Here is a 19240-nt window from a genome sequence, read left to right as displayed (position 1 = left end):
GCCCCGACGGGCGGGCCGGAACGCCGGGGAGCCTCAGCCCTTCAGGTGGTTACGGAAGACCCAGCGGCCCGTGATCGCGTCCTCGTCGACGAGCAACACTGCCCCGGGGCGACGGGAAGGGCCGCGCCCGGCGCACGATGTTGCGTGAGGGGACCGCGGCGGCGATAGTCGGCCGGTGACCTCTGCCGCCGACGCCTCCCGCCGTGCCCGCCGCCTCTCCGGGGCGGGCCGCAACTACACCCTGCTGACCGCCGCCGCAGTCGTCACCAACCTGGGCAGCCAGGGTGCGCTGATCGCCGCGGCCTTCGCGGTGCTCGACGCGGGCGGCGACGGGGGTGACGTAGGGCTGGTGGCGGCGGCGCGGACGCTGCCGCTGGTGCTCTTCCTGCTGATTGGCGGAGCGGTCGCGGACCGGCTGCCGCGCCACCGGGTCATGGTCGCCGCCAACGCCCTCAACTGCGTCTCGCAGGCGGTGTTCGCGGTCCTCGTCCTCACCGGTGAGGCACGGCTGTGGCAGATGATGCTGCTGTCCGCGCTCGGCGGCACCGGGCAGGCGTTCTTCAGCCCGGCGGCCGAGGGCATGCTGATGTCCTCGGTGAGCGGGGAGCAGGCGAGCCGCGCCTTCGCCATGTTCCGGATGGCGATGCAGGGCGCTGGTCTGGGCGGTGCGGCCCTAGGCGGGGCGATGGTGGCCGTGGTCGGGCCCGGCTGGGTGCTCGCCGTGGACTCGGTGGCGTTCGCGGCCGCCGGGGCGCTGCGGTCGTTCCTGGACGTGAGTCACATACCGCCGCGCGAGCCAGGCGGCGGGCTGCTCTCCGATCTCTACGAGGGCTGGCGGGAGTTCGTCGGACGCCCGTGGCTGTGGACGATCGTCGCGCAGTTCTCGGTGGTGGTCGCGGTCGTCGGCGCCGCCGACGCGGTCTACGGTCCGTTGGTCGCCCGGGGCAGCCTCGGCGGGCCCGGGCCATGGGGGCTCGCGCTCGGCGCGTTCGGCGCCGGAACCGTCGGCGGCGCCCTGCTGATGACCCGCTGGAAGCCGCGCCGGCTCCTGCTGGCCGGCACCCTCTGTGTCTTCCCGCTCGCCGCCCCGGCCGCCGCACTCGCCGTGCCGGTGCCGGTGGGTCCCCTGTGCGCCGTGATGTTCGTCAGCGGTGCGGCGATAGAGGTGTTCGGGGTGTCGTGGATGACCGCCCTGCACCAGGAGATCCCCGAGGACAAGCTCTCCCGCGTCTCCGCCTACGACTGGTTCGGCTCGATCGCGATGGTCCCGCTGGCCACCGCCCTGGCGGGCCCGGCCGAAGCGGCCTTCGGGCGTACGACCGCCCTGTGGAGCTGTTCGGCGCTGGTCGTCGTGGTCACGGCGGCGGTGCTGTGCGTGCCGGACGTACGGAATCTGACGCGGCGGACCAAGCCGGTGGCCCAGGGATCACCGGTGGCCCAGGGGTCACGGGTAGCGCGGGGCGAGCTCGGGTCAGCCGATGCTGAAGGCGCCGCCGGGCGGCTCGGGTGAGGGGACCGCGTCCTCGTCGCACACGGGTGCGGCGGAGCCGATGAACTCCCGCAGTGCCGGGCCGTTTTCGACGCGTGCGGGAAAGGCGTCGGCGGCGGTGCGGCGGGCCAGGACGGCCGTGTCGAGCGCGCGGTGGGAGGCCACGAGCACCGCGTTGCCGAAGCGCCGCCCGCGCAGGACGCCAGGTTCGGCGATCAGGGAGAGCTCCTCGAACACCGTGGCGAACGTGGCGAGTTGGGAGCGCAGAAAGGCGAAGGGCGCGGCGTCGGCGAGGTTGGCCAGATAGACGCCGTCCTCGCGCAGCACGCGCGCCGCGGCGCGCGCGTAGGCCGTGGACGTCAGGTGCGCCGGGACACGCGTGCCGCCGAAGACGTCCGCGATCACGATGTCGGCGGAGGCGGTCGCGGCGGATTCGAGCCAGCCCCGGGCGTCCGCGGCGTGCAGCGTGATGCCGGCGTCCTCGGGCACGGGCAGGTGCTCGCAGACCAGGTCCAGCAGGCCCCGGTCGGCCTCCACCACGTCCTGCCGTGAGCCGGGGCGGGTCGCGGCCACATAGCGGGGCAGCGTCAGAGCTCCGCCGCCGAGGTGGAGCACGTCCAGGGCGCGCCCCGGCTCCACGGCCGTGTCCAGGACGTGCCCGAGCCGTCGGGTGTACTCGAACTCCAGATGCGTCGGCTCGTCCAGATCGACGTACGACTGCGGCGCGGTGTCGACCGTCAGCAGCCAGGCCCGCTTCCGGTCCACGTCCGGCATCAGCTTGGCGGTTCCGTGATCCACGGTCCGTGTCACGGGTATCGGCTCGTCCACGGGTCCATTGTGCCGCCGATACCGCTGTGCTGCGGTTGCGCCTGGTTGTATGGCGGGCGGCGGCTGGTCGCGCCCACGCGGCAAAGCCGCAGGATGTCACAGCCCCCGCGCCCTTTCCGCGGGGGCCGCGGCCGGGTCGGTCACAGGGGCACGGTCAGCGCTGCCAGACCTCCGCGATCTCCTCGGCGTGGGCCGTCGCCTGGACCCGGCCCGCGCGGGCTGCGGCCTCTCTGACCGCGGGATCCAGCGGGTTGCGGCCGAAGGCCTGCTTGGCGGTGGCGTCGGGGGTGACGACGGCGACCCGGGCGCCCGCCTCGGCGAGCTTCCTGCCCTGGTCGGCGGCCGAGACGAGGGGGCCGCCGCCGGTGCCGACGGGTGCCAGGACGACGACCTGTCCATACCCCGCGGCGAGGTGGGCGTTGGCCGGGGAGTGCGTGCCGCCGTCCATCCAGCGGCGGCCGTCGAGGGCGACCGGTGGCCAGGCGCCGGGGACCGCACAGCTCGCGGCCATGGCGTCGACGAGCTCCACCCCGCTGTCCTTGTCGAAGACGCGCAGCTCACCGGTGGCCGTGTCGACAGCGGGCATCCGCAGCGGCCGGTCGGGCCACTCGGGCGAGACGAGCCGGCTCTCGATCGCGGCGCGGCGCGTCGCGGCGTCCGGAGTGGTGGCCGCCAGCGCCATCCGGCCCGTCTTGCGGCCGTACGCCTCGGGGGTGCGGGAGGACAGCGTGGCCCAGGCATAGCGGACGTACGCGCCGATGCCGAGGTGTCCGGGCACCTCGCCGCTCTGCGGGCCGAGTTGACGCTCGTAAAGCTGCTCCGCCGTCAGCTTGCCCGAGGCGAACTGGGCACCCACGGACGAGCCCGCCGACGTACCGATCACCACATCGGCGTCGCTCAGATCCACGCCCGCCTCCGCGAGTCCGTACAGCATTCCGGCGAGCCAGCCGATCCCCCCGCTGCCCCGCCGCCGAGCACAAGTGCCTTGTCCGCCATGGGTTTCCCCCTCCATCGCGACCTGTCTGTGATCAGTCTCGCGCACGGCACTGACATCGGGACGAGCGGGTGCCCGCTCCTTTCGTAGCGGGCACCCGCGTCCTCCCTCTCGGTCGTCAGCCGACCGAGGTCACCGTCCCCGCGCCGACCGTCCGGCCGCCCTCGCGGATCGCGAAGCCGAGCCCCGGCTCCAGCGGCACCTCGCGCCCGAGCTCGACCGTCATCGTGACGGTGTCGCCGGGCCGGGCGGCCACCCGCTCGCCGAGGTCGACGTCGCCGACCACGTCCGCGGTGCGGATGTAGAACTGCGGCCGGTACCCGGTGGAGACGGGTGTCGTACGGCCGCCCTCGCCCGTCGACAGGACGTACACCTGGGCCGAGAAGCGGCGGCTGGGTACGACACTGCCGGGCGCGGCGACGATGTGTCCGCGGCGTACCGCGTCACGGGGCACCCCGCGCAGCAGCAGCGCCACGTTGTCCCCGGCCTGCGCCTCGTCCATGGGCTTGCCGAACGTCTCCAGGCCGGTGACCACCGTGTCGACGGCCGCGCCGAGCACTTCGACGCGGTCACCGACCCGGATCGTGCCGCGCTCCACCGCGCCGGTGACGACCGTCCCGCGCCCGGTGATCGTGAGCACGTTCTCGACCGGCAACAGGAACGGCGCGTCGAGGTACCGCTCGGGCATGGGCACATACGTGTCCACCGCGTCGAGCAGCGCGTCGATCGCCGCCGTCCAACGGGGGTCGCCCTCGAGGGCCTTGAGACCGGACACCCGTACGACGGGTACGGACTCGCCCCCGTAGCCGTGCGCGGAGAGCAGCTCGCGGACCTCCAGCTCGACGAGGTCGATGAGCTCCTCGTCGCCACTCGCGTCGGCCTTGTTCAGGGCGACGACGATGTGGTCGACGCCCACCTGCCGGGCGAGCAGCACGTGCTCGGCGGTCTGCGGCATGATCCCGTCGAGCGCGGAGACGACGAGGATCGCTCCGTCGAGCTGCGCCGCGCCGGTGACCATGTTCTTGACGTAGTCGGCGTGACCCGGCATGTCCACGTGCGCGTAGTGACGGGTGTCGGTCTCGTACTCGACGTGCGCGATGTTGATGGTGATGCCGCGCGCGGCCTCCTCCGGGGCCCGGTCGATCCGGTCGAACGGTACGAAGGTGCCGGAGCCGCGCTCGGCGAGGACCTTGGTGATGGCGGCGGTCAGGGTCGTCTTGCCGTGGTCGACGTGACCCATCGTGCCGATGTTCAGATGCGGTTTGGTGCGGACGTATGCCGTCTTGGGCATGGCGATACCTCGAAGCCTCTTCAGTGTCAGCGGAGCCGAGTGATGGCCCCGGCGCTCAGCGGCCGGGACGGGGACCCCCAGGACTTGCCGACCCTCCCCCTGCGGGGTCCGCCGGACTTTCCGGGAAGGGTCAGCTTCGGGCGCCGTCGACAGCGGCCACGATGATCGGGACGGCAGCCTTCGGCGCATCCGCGACTGCGGATGCTGCGAGGAGGAAGGCGTACCGGAACATGAGGCGATCATCGCCGACGTGTCAGGCCACGTCGAATGGTTTTTCTCGCCACGGATGCCCGTGTGGTGAACGTTTCTGTGGGTGTCTCAGGGGCCGACGTTCTTGAGGGCCTCGCGTACGGAGAGGGGCGCGAGCCGCCCCCGTTCCCGGGCGACGAAGTCCCGTACCGCCTCCGGGTCCGTCTTCGCGTACTCGCGCAGACACCAGCCGATCGCCTTGCGGATGAAGAAGTCGGGGTGTCCGGACTGCCGTACGCAGTAGGCGAAGAGCCTCTCGGTGTCGGTCGTCTCCTTGTGGCGGAGTTGGTGGAGCAGGGCCGTACGGGCGACCCACAGATCGTCGTCCTCGATCCACGCGTCCATGTCGCTCGTCAGCTTCGGGTCGGCGGCCACGAGGCCTCCCACTACGTGGGAGGCGAGTGCGTCGACGGTGTCCCACCAAGGGACCGTGCTGACGAGATGGCGTGCCACCGGGAGGAAACCGGAGGAGAGTTGCCTCACATGGCGGCGCAGATAGTCGACGGCGAAGTAGTGGTACTCGCGCTCCGGAAACGCCCAGCAGCGCAGGGCCACGGCGGCGCAATCGGCCTCTACAGGGGCCGCTGTTCCGCGAAGGACCGTGCGGGACAGCGTGCGGCGATCGGGCGTGGTCAGACCGAGGAAGGGGGCGACGTCCTTCATGTACGCCCGCATGGACACGGCCCGTTGCGGATCGGCCGCCGCGCCGTACGTGGCGGTGAGCCGTTCCAGGACCGTGTCCGCGAGGGAACTGTTCGGCACCTCGAACCGCGTACCCGACGTTCCGGAACCTGTGACGCCCATGAGACGAACCATACGGCGATCACACACACGGGTCGGTTAGTGTCGCCGAATGCTCGATGCCACCACCCGCTCTGGGGGCACCGCCACAGCCGTTCCCCCGGCTCCCGTCACTGAGCTCTCCCTCGCCGCGGAGTTCGCCGTCGCCACGCCCACGGGCCTCGCCGCCCGTTGCACGAGAGTCCTGCTCTCGCCCTGGGCCCGGCTCTCCCTGCTGCTGGTGCTGCTCGCGGCGGCCGCGTCGAGCGTGTTGCTCTTCGAACCGCAGCGGCTGCTCTCCGACGGCTGGCCGCCGCAGCTCAGCGGGGCCGCGGCGGCCGTGGTGTTCGCGGTGGCGTACGGGCTGTGCACCGTGGCGTTCGTACCCCGGCCGCTGCTCAACCTCGCGGCGGGCGCGCTCTTCGGCTCGCAGCTGGGCCTCGGCACGGCGCTCGCGGGCACGGTGCTCGGCGCCGGTGTGGCGTTCGGGCTCGGCCGGATCCTCGGGCAGGACGCGCTGCGCCCGCTGTTGCGCGCCCGCTGGCTGAAGGCGGCCGACGGACAGCTCAGCCGGCACGGCTTCCGCACGATGATGATGGCCCGGCTGTTCCCCGGCGTGCCCTTCTGGGCGGCGAACTACTGCGCGGCCGTCTCCCGTATGGGCTGGCTGCCGTTCCTCCTCGCCACCGCCCTGGGATCGATCCCGAACACCGCCGCGTACGCCGTGGCCGGCGCCCGGGCCTCGGCGCCCACCTCCCCCGCCTTCCTGATCGCCATGGGCTTCATCGCACTGCCGGCCCTGGTCGGCGCGGTGGTGGCCTGGCGCAAACGCCACCACCTGCGCGGACACTGATCAGCCTCCGGGCAGGGCAGATCACGGGAAGACGGACGACCCGGGCCGTCCGGGGTTACACGGCCTCCAGCACCATCGCGTTGGCGAGTCCACCGGCCTCGCACATCGTCTGCAGGGCGTAGCGGGCTCCGCGCTCGCGCATCGCGTGGACGAGGGTCGTCGTGAGCCGGGTTCCGCTCGCGCCGAGCGGGTGGCCGAGCGCGATCGCCCCGCCGTGCACGTTGACCCGGGACAGATCCGCGCCGGTCTCCTGCTGCCAGCTCAGGACGACGCTCGCGAAGGCCTCGTTCACCTCGAAGAGGTCGATGTCGCCGAGGGTGAGCCCCGCCTTGCGCAGCACCTTCTCGGTGGCCGGGACGACGCCCGTCAGCATCAGCAACGGATCGGAGCCGGTGACGGCGAAGCTGTGCAGCCGGGCGAGCGGGCGCAGGCCGAGCCGGGCCGCGGTCTCGCTCGACGTGATGAGCACGGCCGACGCGCCGTCGTTGATCGGACTCGCGTTGCCCGCCGTGACGGACCAGCCGATCTGAGGGAAGCGCTCGGCGTAGGCCGGGTCGTAATAGGCGGGCTTGAGTCCGGCGAGTACCTCCGTGGTGGTGGCGGGCCGGACGCTCTCGTCACGCGTGACGCCCTCCAGGGGCGCGACCTCGGCGTCGAAGAGGCCGTTTCCCCAGGCCGCGGCCGCCTTCTGGTGCGAGCTCGCCGCGAAGGCGTCCATCTGCGCGCGCGACAGGCCCCACTTGGCGGCGATGAGCTCGGCGCTGATGCCCTGCTGCACCAGGCCCTCGGGGAAGCGCGCCGCGATCCCGGGTCCGAAGGGGCCCTCGGTACCGCGCACGTTCGAGCCCATCGGCACGCGGCTCATCGACTCCACCCCGCAGGCGATGACCATGTCGTACGCCCCCGACAGGACACCCTGGGCCGCGAAGTGCACGGCCTGCTGGGACGAGCCGCACTGGCGGTCCACGGTGGTCGCGGGCACCGTCTCGGGAAAGCCCGCCGAGAGCACGGCGTAGCGGGTGATGTTCGCGGCCTGCTCGCCCACCTGGCTGACGGTCCCGCCGATGACGTCGTCGATCAGCGCCGGATCGACTCCGGTGCGCTCGACGAGGGTGCGCAGCGTGTGGGCGAGGAGCTCCACGGGCTGGACATGGGCGAGGGATCCGTTCGGCTTGCCCTTGCCGATGGGGGTGCGTACGGCTTCGACGATGACGGCGTCACGCATGTTTGATCTCCAAACTCACCAAGTTTGATTTCCAAACCCACTAGGTGACTCAAGAGTAACTCGATGGGTTGGACAAACCAACCCACCCCCTAGACTGGTGGCATGAAGGACGCTCGCCCCTGTTCGATCGCCGACACGCTCGCTCTCGTCGGCGAGAAGTACTCTCTGCTGGTCATGCGTGAGGTGTCGCTCGGCGCCACCCGCTTCGACCAGCTCGTCCGCAACATCGGCGCACCGCGCGATGTGCTCACCGCCCGTCTGAAACGGCTCGTCGAGGCGGGCGTCCTGGAGAAGGTCGAGTACAGCGACCGCCCGAAGCGCTACGAGTACCGGCCCACCCAGGCCGGTCTGGAACTGGAGCCGGTGCTGCACACGCTGATGGCGTGGGGCGACCGCCATCTCCAGGAGGGCGGTTTCCGTCCCATGGTGCTGGAGCACACCTGCGGCCATGAGCTGGTCCCGCAGGTCGTGTGCCGGGAGTGCGGCGAGGTGGTCGAGCACGGCCATCTGACGGCTCACCCGCAGACCCCGGGCTGGACGGCGACGGGGCCTGCGGCGGCGTAGACCTGAAAGGGGCCCCGTAGGGGCTAGGGCCTGTCCGGCGGATCATGCCGGAGACGCGGGGCTTGGCACGCCCATCTGCGGCATTGTCGTCGGTTGCCGACGCTCCGCCTCGACGCCCTCCTCCGCCTTGCAGCTGCACGCACCAAGCCCGGCTCACCAGCGTCGATGAGGCACCGTCGCTTCCCTCCGACTTGATCCGCCGGACAGGCCCTAATCGGTTCCCTTGTAGACGTCGAGCCGTCCGCACATCCCGAACTTGCCGTACGCGGAGGGCTGTTCGGCCCGTACGAGGGCATCGCCGAGGTGGGAGACGTCGCCCCGCTCCAGCCGGTCGAGCTGCTCTCCCGTGGCCGCGGCGGCGGCCTCGGCACCGCGCCTCCATCGCTCGCGCCACGCGGCGAGCCGGGGCCGCACCAGCGCGGCCGCGGCCCGGTGGAACGCGGCGAGCGGTTCGGGCCCGTCCGCCGCGCGCAGCGCCCGATAGCCCTCCAGGGCGAGGTCCCGCCGGGCCCGGGCGACCCGTTCCCGCTCCTCCTCGGGCGCGTCGGCCGGGATCGCCGTCGCGGCCGCGTAGGTCTGGGGGTCGGTCAGGTACTCCGGTGGCAAGGTGAGCACGGCGTCACCCGCTTCGGGAAGGCCATTGTTCTGCATGAGGACGGTGATGCGCAGATCGTCCTCGTTGACCAGCCGGTGGATGGTGCCGGGCGTGAACCACGCGACCGTACCGGGTTCCAGCGGTGTGACCTCGTACCCGGACGTCGTCAGCGTCTGCACCGCACCGCGCCCGCCGGTGACGACGTACGCCTCCGAACAGGTCAGGTGCAGATGGGGCGTTCCGCCGGAGACCCCGTCGGCGGCGGGCCAGTCGTACACACAGAGGTGCGAGACGGCGACGGCGCCCGGCAGCCCGGTGAACACCGGGCCCTCGTGCGCTCCGCTCACCACGGGTGCTGCTCCAGGTACTTGGCGACCTCCTCGCGCTCCCAGGCCCCGTCGGCCACGACAACCCGGTAGCGGCGGGCGAGGGTGTCGCCGGGGGCGAGTTCGAGCTCGTCGAAGAAGGCGAACGAGGGGGCGACGGCGGCGAACGGATCGTTGCGCACGAACCAGTGGGCCGGGTGGGCGCCGCCCTCCCCGGTGTGGTCGTTCTCGGGGGCGTGCGCGAAGACGAGGGTCGCGTGGCCGTCGGCACCATCGTGCTCGCCCGAGTACGCGAGCCAGGGCGCCTGCTGTCCCATCAGGCCGGGGCCCTCGGAGTCGGGCCCGATGACGCGGCCGTCCCGGAAGGCTCGCGGTCCGCGCCAGAACAGGCCCGTGTAGCCGGCCGTCTCCCGCCCCGCGGTGGTCGGGCTGCCGAAGCGCAGCGGTTCGTCCCGCCGGTTGGTGACCGCGGTCGTCCACGTCAGCGCCCAGGAACCCGACACGGGATCGACGTCGTGCACCTCGACCCGGCGCTCCTCCTCGGCCCACAGCTCGCCGTCGTACGGATGCCAGGTGAGGCGCTCGGCGATGACCGCGCGGTGCCCGTCCGAGGCCACCTCGTCGAAGCCGACGTGCGCCATCGACCCGACACGCTCGGGGAGCTCGAGGTACCCCTCCCCGTGGACGTACGAGTTGCCGCCCCACAGGTTGGCGCCGGACAGGTGCGAGGCCGTCATCTGGAGGCCCTTGTGCCAGCGGTGGTCGTTGGGCCGGTAGTCCGTGACGACGTCGCCGGCCAGCGTCCTGAGGGGATGCACATACGGCTTGGGGGCCTCCCAGGCCGCCTCGGGCCGGTAGACGTAGCTCAGCAGTTCCACGCCGGTGCCGGTGTCGCTGATCGTGATGCGATCACCGTGGACGTGGACGATGCGCAGCGCGCCCTGTGCGGACTCGGTCATGCCGACGCCTCCTGGCTCCCGGTGGACTCGGACTCGCCGGTGACCGTCGCGGACTCGGCGGACGGCGCCCAGCCCGGCGCGCCCCCGTGCAGAGCCGTGTAGAACGGATCCCCGGGACCGACCTCGCCCGCGCGGACGGTCGTGTCCGTGAACGCCGACTTGTAGAGGGCGGTGATCAGTTCCAGGCTGGTGCGCCCGTCCGCGCCGCTGCTGCGCGGCCGCTCCCCCGCGCGCATGCTCGCGACCAGCTCCCGCAGCTGCTCCAGATGCGAGCTGGGCACGTCCGCACCGAAGTCCCGCCAGGCCGCCGCGTCCTCGTCCGGCACGCCGGGAGCCGGGGTGATGTGCCAGTTGTCGTTGCTGTGGCCGTAGAGGTGTGTGAGCTCGACGGTGGCGCGTTCGCAGTCGATGCGGATACGGCTCACCTCGTCCGGGCTCAGGACGCTGTTGACGATCGTGGCCAGGGCACCGCTCTCGAAACGGACGAGGGCGGTCGAGACGTCCTCCGTCTCCACGTCGTGCACCAGGCGCGCGGCCATCGCCCGCACCTCGCTCCACGGCCCCATCAGATCCAGCAGCAGGTCCATCTGGTGGATGCCGTGTCCCATCGCGGGCCCGCCACCCTCGGTCTCCCAGCGGCCGCGCCAGGGCACGGCGTAGTACGCGGCGTTGCGGTACCAGGTGGTCTGGCAGTGCGCGACGAGCGGCCGGCCCATGGCCCGGTCTGCGATGAGGCGCCGCACGTGCCGGGAGCCCGAGCCGAACCGGTGCTGGAAGACGATGGCCGCGTACGGGCCCCCGTCCTTCCCCTCCTCCGCCTCGACGGCGTCGAAGTCGGCGAGCGTCAGGACGGGCGGCTTCTCGCACCACACCCAGGCCCCGGCGCGCAGCGCGGCGACGGTCTGGTCGCGGTGCAGGGTCGGCGGGGTGCAGATGGCGACCAGGTCGGGCCGCTGCTCCTCGAGCATGCGGTCCAGATCGGTGTACGCGTGCGGGATGCCCGCCTCGGCGCAGAACTTCCGGACGGCATCCTCGGCGATGTCGACCGCGGCGACGATCTCCGTCTCGCCCTCCTCGGCGAGCCGGGCCAGCGCGGGGACGTGGCCATCGCGCGCGATGGCGCCCGTACCGATGACGGCGACCCGGATACGGCGGCCCTCGAACGGGGTCGCGAGGCTGTTGGCGGCGGACTCGGCTCTATTACTCATGTACGTGATCAGCGCTCCATCGGACGTGACTCCAGACGTTGGCCAACGCATGGTGTCACCGATACGGAACCGGTGACAGCAAGCGCTTTCTCTACTGCTGCAACGTATGTGCAGGCCCAGCGGCAGGTCAACACCCCGGTCACCCGGTGGACAACGTTGCCCACCGGGTCGACACAAGACAGTCACCGTCCTCCCGCCGCCCGCGCACCGCCCGCTCACGAAACCCCTCTGGCCGCACCGTCCTTGGGGGACGCTACGCTGCCACTGACACCCGTGATCACCGCGCTCCGCGGCTCGGCGTGCCCGTCGCCCTTTTCCGATCAGCGCTTGGACCACCTCACTTCATGTCTTGGTTTGAATCCCTCATCCTCGGACTCGTCCAGGGGCTGACCGAATTCCTTCCCGTCTCCTCCAGCGCGCACCTGCGCCTGACCGCGGCGTTCTCCGGCTGGAAGGACCCCGGAGCGGCCTTCACCGCGATCACCCAGCTCGGCACGGAGGCGGCGGTACTGATCTACTTCCGCAAGGACGTCGGCCGGATCCTCGCGGCGTGGTTCCGCTCGCTCACGAACAAGGAGATGCGCAGGGACCACGACGCCCAGATGGGCTGGCTGGTCATCGTCGGCTCCATACCCATCGGCGTGCTCGGCCTGACCCTCAAGGACCAGATCGAGGGGCCGTTCCGGGATCTGCGGGTCACCGCGACGATGCTGATCGTCATGGGCGTCGTCATCGGTGTCGCGGACCGGCTCGCGGCGCGCGACGAGACCGGTGGCAAGCACCGGGCGCCGAAGCAGCGCAAGACCCTCGAGAACCTGAACGCCAAGGACGGCCTGCTGTACGGCCTCTGCCAGGCGATGGCGCTGATCCCCGGTGTCTCGCGGTCCGGCGCGACCATCAGCGGCGGTCTGTTCATGGGCTACACCCGTGAGGCCGCGGCCCGTTACTCCTTCCTCCTCGCCATGCCGGCCGTGCTCGCCTCGGGCACCTTCGAGGTCAAGGACGCCACCGCGAACGGCCATGTGTCGTGGGGGCCGACCATCTTCGCGACGGTGATCGCGTTCGCGGTCGGTTACGCGGTCATCGCGTGGTTCATGAAGTTCATCTCGCACAAGAGCTTCATGCCGTTCGTCTGGTACCGGATCGCCCTCGGCATCGTCATCATCGCGCTGGTGGCCACGGGCGGACTGAGCCCGCACGCGGCCGAGTCCGCGGGCTGACGCTCACCGAAGGCGCCCCCTCACAGGCCCCCTCAGGCGCCCGGGCGGTCCGTCCCGGGCAGGGCGAGTGCCCAGGGTTCCGGCTCGATCCGCGCGCCGTTGGCGACGTACGCGATCGTGCGGTACCAGCCCGCGAGGACCAGCAGCTCCAGGACTTCGGGCTCGTCGAGGTGCTCCCGCAGTCCGCTCCACGCCGCGTTGCTCACGTGGGCCGTGTCGTGCAGTTCGTCGACGGCGCGGAGCAGCGCGGCCTGCCGGACAGACCAGGCCGGATCGCCGGGTTCGCCGGTCGCCGTGAGCGCCACCTGGCGCGGAGCGAGTCCGGCCGTCTCGGCGTACGTCGCCATGTGGACGCCCCACTCGTACGCGCATCCGGAGCGGGCCGTGACACGGGCGATGACGAGTTCCCGGTCGGCGTCGCTCAGCCGGCCGTGGACGAGGAGACCCGCGCCCAGTGCCCGCATGCGTGAGGCGAGGTCCGGGTGGCGCTCCAGCACCTCGAACAGCATCAGAGGTTCGCGGGTGACACCGGGCGGCATCCACCGGCGTAACGCGCGGTCGGTCTCTGGCTCGTAGGGCGGCGTGACGCCGTCGATGCGCTGCTTCATGGCTCGCAGCCTTGCGCTTCTGAAATCGAAGCGCAAGAGTGAGAGGTGAGCGGCTCCCTGCGAGAGGTACGCACTTGGGCACGACACCTGCGCCGAACGATTCGACTTCCGGTACTGCGACGCGGGGCGCCCCGGGTCCCGGCGGCCCTTACGAGGGCACGGGCAGCTCGGTCCCCGGTCCCGGCCGCCCTGTGCGCGGCTCGGCCACCGGTCGTCCCGTCATGGCGGCGCTGGATCTGCTCGGCCGACGCTGGACACTGCGGGTCATCTGGGAACTCCACGTCAACGGCGCCCCGATCGGCTTCCGGGACCTCCAGCGCCGCTGCGACGGCATGTCGTCCAGCGTCCTGTCCACGCGCCTCACGGAACTCCGCGAGGCGGGCATCGCCACGTCGACAGCGACGGCGACGCAGCCGGCATGGCACCTCACCGCGCTCGGAGACGACCTGGTCACCGCGATGGAGCCGCTGCTCGACTGGTCCCACGCCTGGGCCGAGCGGCGGTAAGCCGATCCCGGCCACGGCGAAACCCGGGCGACGGCACACCTCCGACCTGCCCATACTCCAGCGCATGGCCCTGACCCAGGCGGTTCGCCGAGTCACTCCGGAGTACTCGGCGCGGTGGACACCGACTGGGGATTGATAGACGCGTACGTCACCGCTCAACTCCGGGGCCAGTGCGTCGTCGTATGGATCGACTGAGCCCATTCGCGTCGCTCCGCGTCGGCCGTGACGAACCGCATACGGGTCGAGTAGCCACCCGGTAGCGCTGTGTCAGCCCTTGCCCCTAGGCTGGTCCGCATGTCCCCCGATTTAATGTCCTCTGGTTCCGTGCGGTCCGCTGCCGTGCTCAACGAACAGATCCGCGCCTTGTGGATGCGCGCGGGCGGCTCCCTCTCCGCCCAGGAGCGCGCGGAGTACGAGCTGCTGGTCGTGAAGTGGGCGGAAGCGATACGCGGAGAGGTCGTCGAGGCCGCGTGAGACCGGGGGGCATGGGGACCCGCGCGAAGTCCAAGGGCCGATGACCGGCCTCTCTGCCGGGGCTCACCGTCCCCCGGACACGCGCAACACCGTCCCCGTCGTGTACGACGCATCGGGCGACATCAACCAAGCGATGGCCGCGGCGACTTCCTCGGCCTGACCGACGCGGCGCAGCGGAATCGACGAGGCGGCGCGCTCAGCTCGGCCCGGATCTCCGCTGGTGGCGTGCATCTCCGTGGCGATCATGCCGGGTGCGACCGCGTTGACGCGGATGCCGTCCGGGCCGAGTTCCTTGGCGAGACCCACCGTCAGGGCGTCGACGGCGGCCTTGGTCGCCGCGTAGTGGACGAAGTCACCGGGGCTGCCGAGTGTGGCCGCCGTCGAGGACACATTGACGATGACGCCGCTCCCCCAGGCCGCCATGGACCGGGCGGCCCGACGCGAACACAGCAGCGTGCCCAGCAGGTTGACGTCCACCACGCGCCGTAGATCCGCGGGGTCGGTGTCCGCGAGCCTGCCGAGCGGACCGGTCACACCGGCGTTGTTCACCAGCCCCGTCACCGGCCCGAGCCGGTCCGCCGCCGTGTCGAAGAGCCGCTCGACGTCGTCCTCGTCGGAGGTGTCCACCTGGACCGTGACACAGCGCGCCCCCGCCGCACGGACGGCTCTCGCGGTCCACTCCGCGGCGGCGCCGTCGCGCACGTACCCCACCACCACGTCGTGCCCGTCCGCCGCGAGTCGCGCACAGGTCGCGGCACCGATCCCCCGGCTGCCGCCCGTGACGACGGTGACATGACGTGTCATACGTGCCTCCTGGTGGGGAACGGGCAACCCGGGCCGGGCTCGAGCCGTGCTCGTCTTCGATCACTCTACGATCGAGGACACACCGCCGGGCAGGGGGTGACGGAGCCCCACCGCACCCGCGTCTGCTCCTGCCTCAACTGCCTTGGGCATCTGGAGAGTTGCGGAACCGGGCGACGGGGTACGCAGCGCCGGACGGCACGCGGAACACACGGCCTCGGGCTCGCCGCAGCCCGGGGACGCCCTGCCACAGCACGGCCCCGTTCACACGCTCCCAGCCCGCGGTCGCCCGGGACCGCGCCCACTGCGCCACGGCCAGGACGACCAGCATGATCGGCGGCATCACCTGACGGGACGTCACGCCGATGAACAGCAACCAGCAGGCCAAGACACCCACGAAGCCCGCCATGCGCCGCAGCGACAGCCGCCGCACCGCGTCCTGCCCGTCGAGCGGTTCGGCGACGCTCCCGATCGGCACGGCATCGTCGTACGTGCGGCGCAGCCGGGCGGGGAGACGAAGACACATCGGCAGCACCACCAGGGACACGAAGACGATCGCGAGCGATCCCACCATCAGCACCTCGCGGTGGTGAGCCGTGCCGACCAGGGCGAGCAGCGCCGCTTCGGACAGCACCGCACCCACGGCCATCATCAGCGCGGACATCCGCTCCAGATACACCACGCGTATCAGCCCGTCGCGGGCGTCACCAGCCACCGTCGTACCCCCTCACCGCCCGGACACCCGCATGGGCAGGCAAGATCCAACTCCGGGCGGAACACTGGGTCAAGACGCGACAGCTTCAGGATGCGCGGTCTTGACCACCCGTTGGCCGATGCGTGGGCGAGTCGGCGATCATCGCGCTCCACCGGCAGCTAGAACACGCACCACGTCGATGGTCACGCCTCCGGCCGTTCCTCGACACGACCCGGCGTGGCCACCGATACGTGGCCACCGATATTGGTGCACGATTGGTGCACGCCAATTGGGGCGCGCCCCTTGGCTGCGCACGTCCCGTGGCCAACACTGAGCCGATGACGCAGCGTGTGGAGCTCGCGACCGTGATGGACCGGTTCGCCGTGGACGAACTCGTCACCGCATACGCGGTGGCGGTCGACGACGGCGACTGGGAGGCGTACCGGAGGCTGTTCGCACCGAACGGACGCGCCGACTACCGCTCGGCAGGCGGTATCGAGGGCGACGCCGACGAGGTCGCGGGATGGCTCGCACAGAGCATGGAGCTCTTCCCCATGCGGCAGCATCTGATCGTGAACCGGCGGCTGCGGTTCGGGGTGCTGGACCATGACACGGACGACACGGCCCAGGTCCAGGCGGACTACATCAATCCGATGCGGTTCGCGGGCCACGACGGTGGGTCCACCGCGCCCGATTTCGTGTGCGGCGGCCGGTACGCCTTCGGTCTGCTGCGTACGCACCTCGGCTGGCGCCTGCGCGAGGTCGTCGTCCAGGAGAAGTGGCGCCGCACCCCGCAGCCACGCCAGGAACCCGCCGCCACCTGACCGGAAAGCCCTGACCGGACGCCCCCTGTCGGAGATCGTCCGCGACGCGCACACTGGAGGCATCCCCCGGGGAGGGAGGCCCTGTATGAAGTGGCCCGAGCGTTGGCCCGAGCGTTGGCCGGGCAGTGGGACCGGTCTTTGGCTCGCCTCCCCGTGGCGGCGCGCGATCGTCGCCGCGCTGGCCGGCGCACTGCCGATGCTCGCCTTCCCCGCCCCTTCGTGGTGGTGGTTCGCGTACGTGGCCCTCGTGCCCTGGATCCTGCTGGCCCGCTCGGCCCCGACGGGCAGGCGGGCCGCGTACGACGGCTGGCTCGGCGGGCTGGGATTCATGCTGGCCGTGCACCACTGGCTGCTGCCGAGTCTGAATGTGTTCACGGTCGTCATCGCGGCACTGCTCGGCGCGCTGTGGGCGCCCTGGGGCTGGCTCGTACGGCGGTTCCTCGGCGGAGTGCCATCGGCAGGGCGGGTCGGGGCCGCGCTCCTCGTGCTGCCGTCAGGCTGGCTGATGGTCGAACTCGTCCGGTCCTGGCAGGGCTTCGGCGGACCCTGGGGGCTGCTCGGGTCGAGCCAGTGGCAGGTGGAACCCGCACTGCGGCTCGCGTCCGTCGGCGGGGTGTGGCTGCTCAGCTTCCTGGTGGTCGCCGTCAACGTGGCGGTCGCCGTACTGGTCGCGGTGCGTGAGTCCCGTATGCCCGCCGTCGCCGGACTGGTCGCGACGGCCGCCGCGACCTCGGCGACCTGGGTGTGGTCGCCTCGCCCGGACGTGACGGGCCAGGTCCGGATCGCCGTCGTGCAGCCCGGGGTGATCGGCGGCGCGAACAGTGCCGAGGCGCGTTTCTCCCGCGAGGAGACCCTCACCCGCACCCTCGCCGGACAGGATCCTGACCTCGTCGTCTGGGGCGAGAGCAGCGTCGGTTTCGACCTCGCGAACCGTCCCGACCTGGCGAACCGGCTCGCCGCGCTGTCCCGGCTGACCGGCGCCGACATCATGGTGAACGTCGACGCGCACCGCTCCGACCACCCGGGGATCTACAAGAGTTCGGTCCTGGTGGGACCGCAGGGCCCGACCGGCGACCGCTACGACAAGATGCGGCTCGTCCCCTTCGGCGAGTACATACCCGCGCGTTCCCTCCTCGGCTGGGCGACCTCGGTCGGGAAGGCGGCGGGCGAGGACCGCAGGAAGGGCACCGAGCAGGTCGTGATGAACACCGGACACGGACTGCGCGTCGGCCCGCTGATCTGCTTCGAGACGGCGTTCCCCGACATGAGCCGCCATCTCGCCCAGGACGGCGCCGAGGTGCTGCTCGCGCAGTCCTCGACCTCGACCTTCCAGCACAGCTGGGCACCCGAGCAGCACGCCTCGCTCGCCGCACTGCGGGCCGCCGAGACCGGCCGCCCGATGGTGCACGCGACACTGACGGGGGTCTCGGCCGTCTACGGCCCGGGCGGCGAGCGGATCGGCTCCTGGCTCGGCACGGACGCGAGCACGGCGGCGGTGTACGACGTACCGCTGGCGCGGGGCGTCACCCCGTACGTCCGGTTCGGCGACTGGCCGGTGCACGCGGCGCTGCTCATCCTGGCGGCGCTGTGCGCGACGGAGGGCTTCCGGGCGTTCAGGCCGCGGCGGACCGCTCCTGAACCGCTCGTACCACCCGCTCGCACAGCTCATGAGTCGCCAGCACGTCACGGGCGCTGAGCACCTTGCCCGCGCGCGCGGCGTCGAGGAAGGCGAGCACGCCCTGCTCGATCCCGCGCTGCCGGGCCACCGGCACCCAGTCCCCGCGCCGCCGCACGGACGGCTGCCCCTTGTGGTCGATCACCTCGGCGAGGTTGACCACCTGACGCTTGGTGTCCTGCCCCGAGACCTCGAGGATCTCCTCCGCCGAGCCGCTCATCCGGTTCATCACACCGAGCGCCGTGAAGCCGTCCCCGACGAGCTGCAGCACGACATGGTGCACCAGGCCACCGTCGACCCGGGCCCGTACGATCACGTCGTCGATCGGCCCCGGCAGCAGGAACCGCAGCGTGTCCACGACGTGGATGAAGTCGTCGAGGACCATCGTGCGCACGTCCTCGGGCAGACCTATGCGGTTCTTCTGCATCACGATCAGCTCGCGGGGGTGCTCGGCGCACTGCGTGTACCCGGGCGCGTAACGCCGGTTGAAGCCGACGGCGAGGCTGACGTTGCGCTCCTCCGCGAGCCGCACCAGACGTTCGGAGTCGGCGAGCTCGTACGCGAGTGGCTTGTCGACGAACGTCGGCACCCCCGCCTCCAGGAGCCGCGTGACGATCTCGGGGTGCGCGACGGTGGCCGCGTGCACGAACGCCGCGTCGAGGTTCTGCGCCAGCAGCTCCGACAGGTCGGTGTGCCGCTGCCGCTGCGGCAGGCGCAGGCTGTCGCCGACCCGGGCGAGTGTCGCGGGCGTCCGCGTCTGCAGATGCAGCTCGACCCCCGGCTGGACGCCGAGCACCGGCAGGTACGCCTTCTGCGCGATCTCGCCGAGTCCGATGCAGCCGACCTTCACCAGGGTCTCCTTCAGTTGCCGACGCGGGCCTCGCCGGAAGCATACGGCCGCTGCGACGGCCGGATAGCCGACGATGCCGGTGCGCTGGGCGACCTGGACGGCCTTCCGGGCGATTCGGGTCGTACGGGGCCCGCGGCCCGCCCTGCCCGAGGGGCGGCGGCATGGCGTGCGCCGCGTCGACGAACTGCGATACGGGTTGCGGGAGTTGTTGACCGGAATGCTGCGCG

20 protein-coding genes are annotated in these 19240 nt (G+C 71.6%); 8 read left to right on the top strand and 12 right to left on the bottom strand.

The genetic code is table 11. The annotated features are described in order from the left end of the window. The first annotated feature begins 175 nt into the window (after positions 1-175). Positions 176-1510, top strand: coding sequence for an MFS transporter (locus tag OG819_RS28610; RefSeq protein ID WP_266651499.1), 1335 nt, complete (start codon positions 176-178; stop codon positions 1508-1510). Here the strand turns inward: OG819_RS28610 and OG819_RS28605 are convergent. The 4 genes from OG819_RS28605 to OG819_RS28590 form a co-directional block, all read right to left on the bottom strand. Beyond that, complete coding sequence (locus OG819_RS28605) at positions 1472-2317, bottom strand: fused MFS/spermidine synthase (protein ID WP_266651498.1); 846 nt, start codon at positions 2315-2317, stop codon at positions 1472-1474. The two genes, OG819_RS28610 and OG819_RS28605, sit on opposite strands and share 39 nt — an antisense overlap. A gap of 154 nt (positions 2318-2471) precedes the next feature. Beyond that, positions 2472-3251, bottom strand: coding sequence for a patatin-like phospholipase family protein (locus OG819_RS28600; RefSeq protein WP_323138106.1), 780 nt, complete (start codon positions 3249-3251; stop codon positions 2472-2474). A 178-nt stretch (positions 3252-3429) separates the two neighbouring features. Then, on the bottom strand, positions 3430-4602 hold the full coding sequence (gene tuf, locus OG819_RS28595) for an elongation factor Tu (RefSeq protein ID WP_266622888.1): 1173 nt from the start codon (positions 4600-4602) through the stop codon (positions 3430-3432). Positions 4603-4920: 318 nt separating this feature from the next. Then, positions 4921-5655 carry a DNA alkylation repair protein gene (locus OG819_RS28590; protein WP_266622889.1) on the bottom strand — a complete coding sequence of 245 codons (735 nt, stop codon included), beginning with the start codon at positions 5653-5655 and terminating at the stop codon, positions 4921-4923. Positions 5656-5704: 49 nt separating this feature from the next. Here OG819_RS28590 and OG819_RS28585 point away from each other — a divergent pair, with 49 nt between their 5' ends. Then, positions 5705-6484: a TVP38/TMEM64 family protein gene (locus OG819_RS28585; RefSeq protein ID WP_266416794.1), complete on the top strand. Its 780-nt coding sequence runs from the start codon at positions 5705-5707 to the stop codon at positions 6482-6484. Positions 6485-6539: 55 nt separating this feature from the next. On the opposite strand, the gene OG819_RS28580 is transcribed toward OG819_RS28585, so the two are convergent. After that, positions 6540-7709, bottom strand: coding sequence for a thiolase family protein (locus tag OG819_RS28580; protein ID WP_266622891.1), 1170 nt, complete (start codon positions 7707-7709; stop codon positions 6540-6542). 102 nt (positions 7710-7811) lie between these two features. Here OG819_RS28580 and OG819_RS28575 point away from each other — a divergent pair, with 102 nt between their 5' ends. Continuing rightward, positions 7812-8273, top strand: a complete 462-nt coding sequence (locus tag OG819_RS28575; protein WP_266622893.1) for a helix-turn-helix domain-containing protein — start codon at positions 7812-7814, stop codon at positions 8271-8273. Between the two features lie 210 nt (positions 8274-8483). Here OG819_RS28575 and OG819_RS28570 read toward each other — a convergent pair whose 3' ends face one another. From OG819_RS28570 to OG819_RS28560, 3 genes are read right to left on the bottom strand one after another with little or no spacing between them, the layout of a single operon-like run. After that, complete coding sequence (locus tag OG819_RS28570; RefSeq protein ID WP_266622895.1) at positions 8484-9218, bottom strand: cupin domain-containing protein; 735 nt, start codon at positions 9216-9218, stop codon at positions 8484-8486. Continuing rightward, on the bottom strand, positions 9212-10153 hold the full coding sequence (locus OG819_RS28565; RefSeq protein ID WP_266622896.1) for a PmoA family protein: 942 nt from the start codon (positions 10151-10153) through the stop codon (positions 9212-9214). The genes OG819_RS28570 and OG819_RS28565 overlap by 7 nt, the downstream gene beginning before the upstream one ends. Continuing rightward, positions 10150-11361, bottom strand: a complete 1212-nt coding sequence (locus OG819_RS28560; protein WP_266651497.1) for a Gfo/Idh/MocA family protein — start codon at positions 11359-11361, stop codon at positions 10150-10152. Before OG819_RS28560 ends, OG819_RS28565 begins: the two co-directional genes overlap by 4 nt. A gap of 344 nt (positions 11362-11705) precedes the next feature. On the opposite strand from OG819_RS28560, the gene OG819_RS28555 reads away from it, so the two are divergent. Further along, complete coding sequence (locus OG819_RS28555; protein WP_266580853.1) at positions 11706-12581, top strand: undecaprenyl-diphosphate phosphatase; 876 nt, start codon at positions 11706-11708, stop codon at positions 12579-12581. Between the two features lie 32 nt (positions 12582-12613). On the opposite strand, the gene OG819_RS28550 is transcribed toward OG819_RS28555, so the two are convergent. Next, complete coding sequence (locus OG819_RS28550) at positions 12614-13189, bottom strand: carboxymuconolactone decarboxylase family protein (RefSeq protein ID WP_266651496.1); 576 nt, start codon at positions 13187-13189, stop codon at positions 12614-12616. A gap of 221 nt (positions 13190-13410) precedes the next feature. Here OG819_RS28550 and OG819_RS28545 point away from each other — a divergent pair, with 221 nt between their 5' ends. Then, the gene (locus tag OG819_RS28545) at positions 13411-13695 is read left to right on the top strand and encodes a helix-turn-helix domain-containing protein (protein WP_266622904.1); all 285 of its coding nucleotides are present in this window, start codon (positions 13411-13413) and stop codon (positions 13693-13695) included. Between the two features lie 294 nt (positions 13696-13989). Beyond that, positions 13990-14169 (top strand): hypothetical protein, encoded by a 180-nt coding sequence (locus OG819_RS28540; RefSeq protein WP_266416779.1) that lies wholly within the window; start codon positions 13990-13992, stop codon positions 14167-14169. 63 nt (positions 14170-14232) lie between these two features. Here OG819_RS28540 and OG819_RS28535 read toward each other — a convergent pair whose 3' ends face one another. After that, entirely contained in the window at positions 14233-14973 is a 741-nt protein-coding gene (locus tag OG819_RS28535; protein ID WP_266622906.1) for an SDR family NAD(P)-dependent oxidoreductase, read from the bottom strand. A 133-nt stretch (positions 14974-15106) separates the two neighbouring features. Continuing rightward, the gene (locus OG819_RS28530) at positions 15107-15685 is read right to left on the bottom strand and encodes a hypothetical protein (protein WP_266622908.1); all 579 of its coding nucleotides are present in this window, start codon (positions 15683-15685) and stop codon (positions 15107-15109) included. Positions 15686-16002: 317 nt separating this feature from the next. On the opposite strand from OG819_RS28530, the gene OG819_RS28525 reads away from it, so the two are divergent. Continuing rightward, the gene (locus OG819_RS28525; RefSeq protein WP_266622910.1) at positions 16003-16488 is read left to right on the top strand and encodes a nuclear transport factor 2 family protein; all 486 of its coding nucleotides are present in this window, start codon (positions 16003-16005) and stop codon (positions 16486-16488) included. A gap of 85 nt (positions 16489-16573) precedes the next feature. Next, on the top strand, positions 16574-18184 hold the full coding sequence (lnt, locus tag OG819_RS28520) for an apolipoprotein N-acyltransferase (protein WP_266651495.1): 1611 nt from the start codon (positions 16574-16576) through the stop codon (positions 18182-18184). On the opposite strand, the gene OG819_RS28515 is transcribed toward lnt, so the two are convergent. Beyond that, positions 18102-19013 carry a Gfo/Idh/MocA family protein gene (locus OG819_RS28515; protein WP_266651494.1) on the bottom strand — a complete coding sequence of 304 codons (912 nt, stop codon included), beginning with the start codon at positions 19011-19013 and terminating at the stop codon, positions 18102-18104. The genes lnt and OG819_RS28515 overlap by 83 nt on opposite strands. Positions 19014-19240 lie beyond the last annotated feature (227 nt).

This window comes from Streptomyces sp. NBC_01549, from assembly GCF_026339955.1.
Classification (GTDB): domain Bacteria; phylum Actinomycetota; class Actinomycetes; order Streptomycetales; family Streptomycetaceae; genus Streptomyces.
The sequence above is the reverse complement of the archived record's forward strand: the minus strand, read 5'-3'. Positions and strand labels throughout refer to the sequence as shown.

Coding starts and splice junctions, on each gene's coding strand:
- OG819_RS28580 (WP_266622891.1), bottom strand. CDS start 7,709: ATGCGTGACGCCGTCATCGTCGAAGCCGTACGCACCCCCATCGGCAAG.
- OG819_RS28590 (WP_266622889.1), bottom strand. CDS start 5,655: ATGGGCGTCACAGGTTCCGGAACGTCGGGTACGCGGTTCGAGGTGCCG.
- OG819_RS28525 (WP_266622910.1), top strand. CDS start 16,003: ATGACGCAGCGTGTGGAGCTCGCGACCGTGATGGACCGGTTCGCCGTG.
- OG819_RS28550 (WP_266651496.1), bottom strand. CDS start 13,189: ATGAAGCAGCGCATCGACGGCGTCACGCCGCCCTACGAGCCAGAGACC.
- OG819_RS28565 (WP_266622896.1), bottom strand. CDS start 10,153: ATGACCGAGTCCGCACAGGGCGCGCTGCGCATCGTCCACGTCCACGGT.
- OG819_RS28540 (WP_266416779.1), top strand. CDS start 13,990: ATGTCCCCCGATTTAATGTCCTCTGGTTCCGTGCGGTCCGCTGCCGTG.
- OG819_RS28585 (WP_266416794.1), top strand. CDS start 5,705: ATGCTCGATGCCACCACCCGCTCTGGGGGCACCGCCACAGCCGTTCCC.
- lnt (WP_266651495.1), top strand. CDS start 16,574: ATGAAGTGGCCCGAGCGTTGGCCCGAGCGTTGGCCGGGCAGTGGGACC.
- OG819_RS28575 (WP_266622893.1), top strand. CDS start 7,812: ATGAAGGACGCTCGCCCCTGTTCGATCGCCGACACGCTCGCTCTCGTC.
- OG819_RS28600 (WP_323138106.1), bottom strand. CDS start 3,251: ATGCTGTACGGACTCGCGGAGGCGGGCGTGGATCTGAGCGACGCCGAT.
- tuf (WP_266622888.1), bottom strand. CDS start 4,602: ATGCCCAAGACGGCATACGTCCGCACCAAACCGCATCTGAACATCGGC.
- OG819_RS28535 (WP_266622906.1), bottom strand. CDS start 14,973: ATGACACGTCATGTCACCGTCGTCACGGGCGGCAGCCGGGGGATCGGT.
- OG819_RS28560 (WP_266651497.1), bottom strand. CDS start 11,361: ATGAGTAATAGAGCCGAGTCCGCCGCCAACAGCCTCGCGACCCCGTTC.
- OG819_RS28545 (WP_266622904.1), top strand. CDS start 13,411: ATGGCGGCGCTGGATCTGCTCGGCCGACGCTGGACACTGCGGGTCATC.
- OG819_RS28555 (WP_266580853.1), top strand. CDS start 11,706: ATGTCTTGGTTTGAATCCCTCATCCTCGGACTCGTCCAGGGGCTGACC.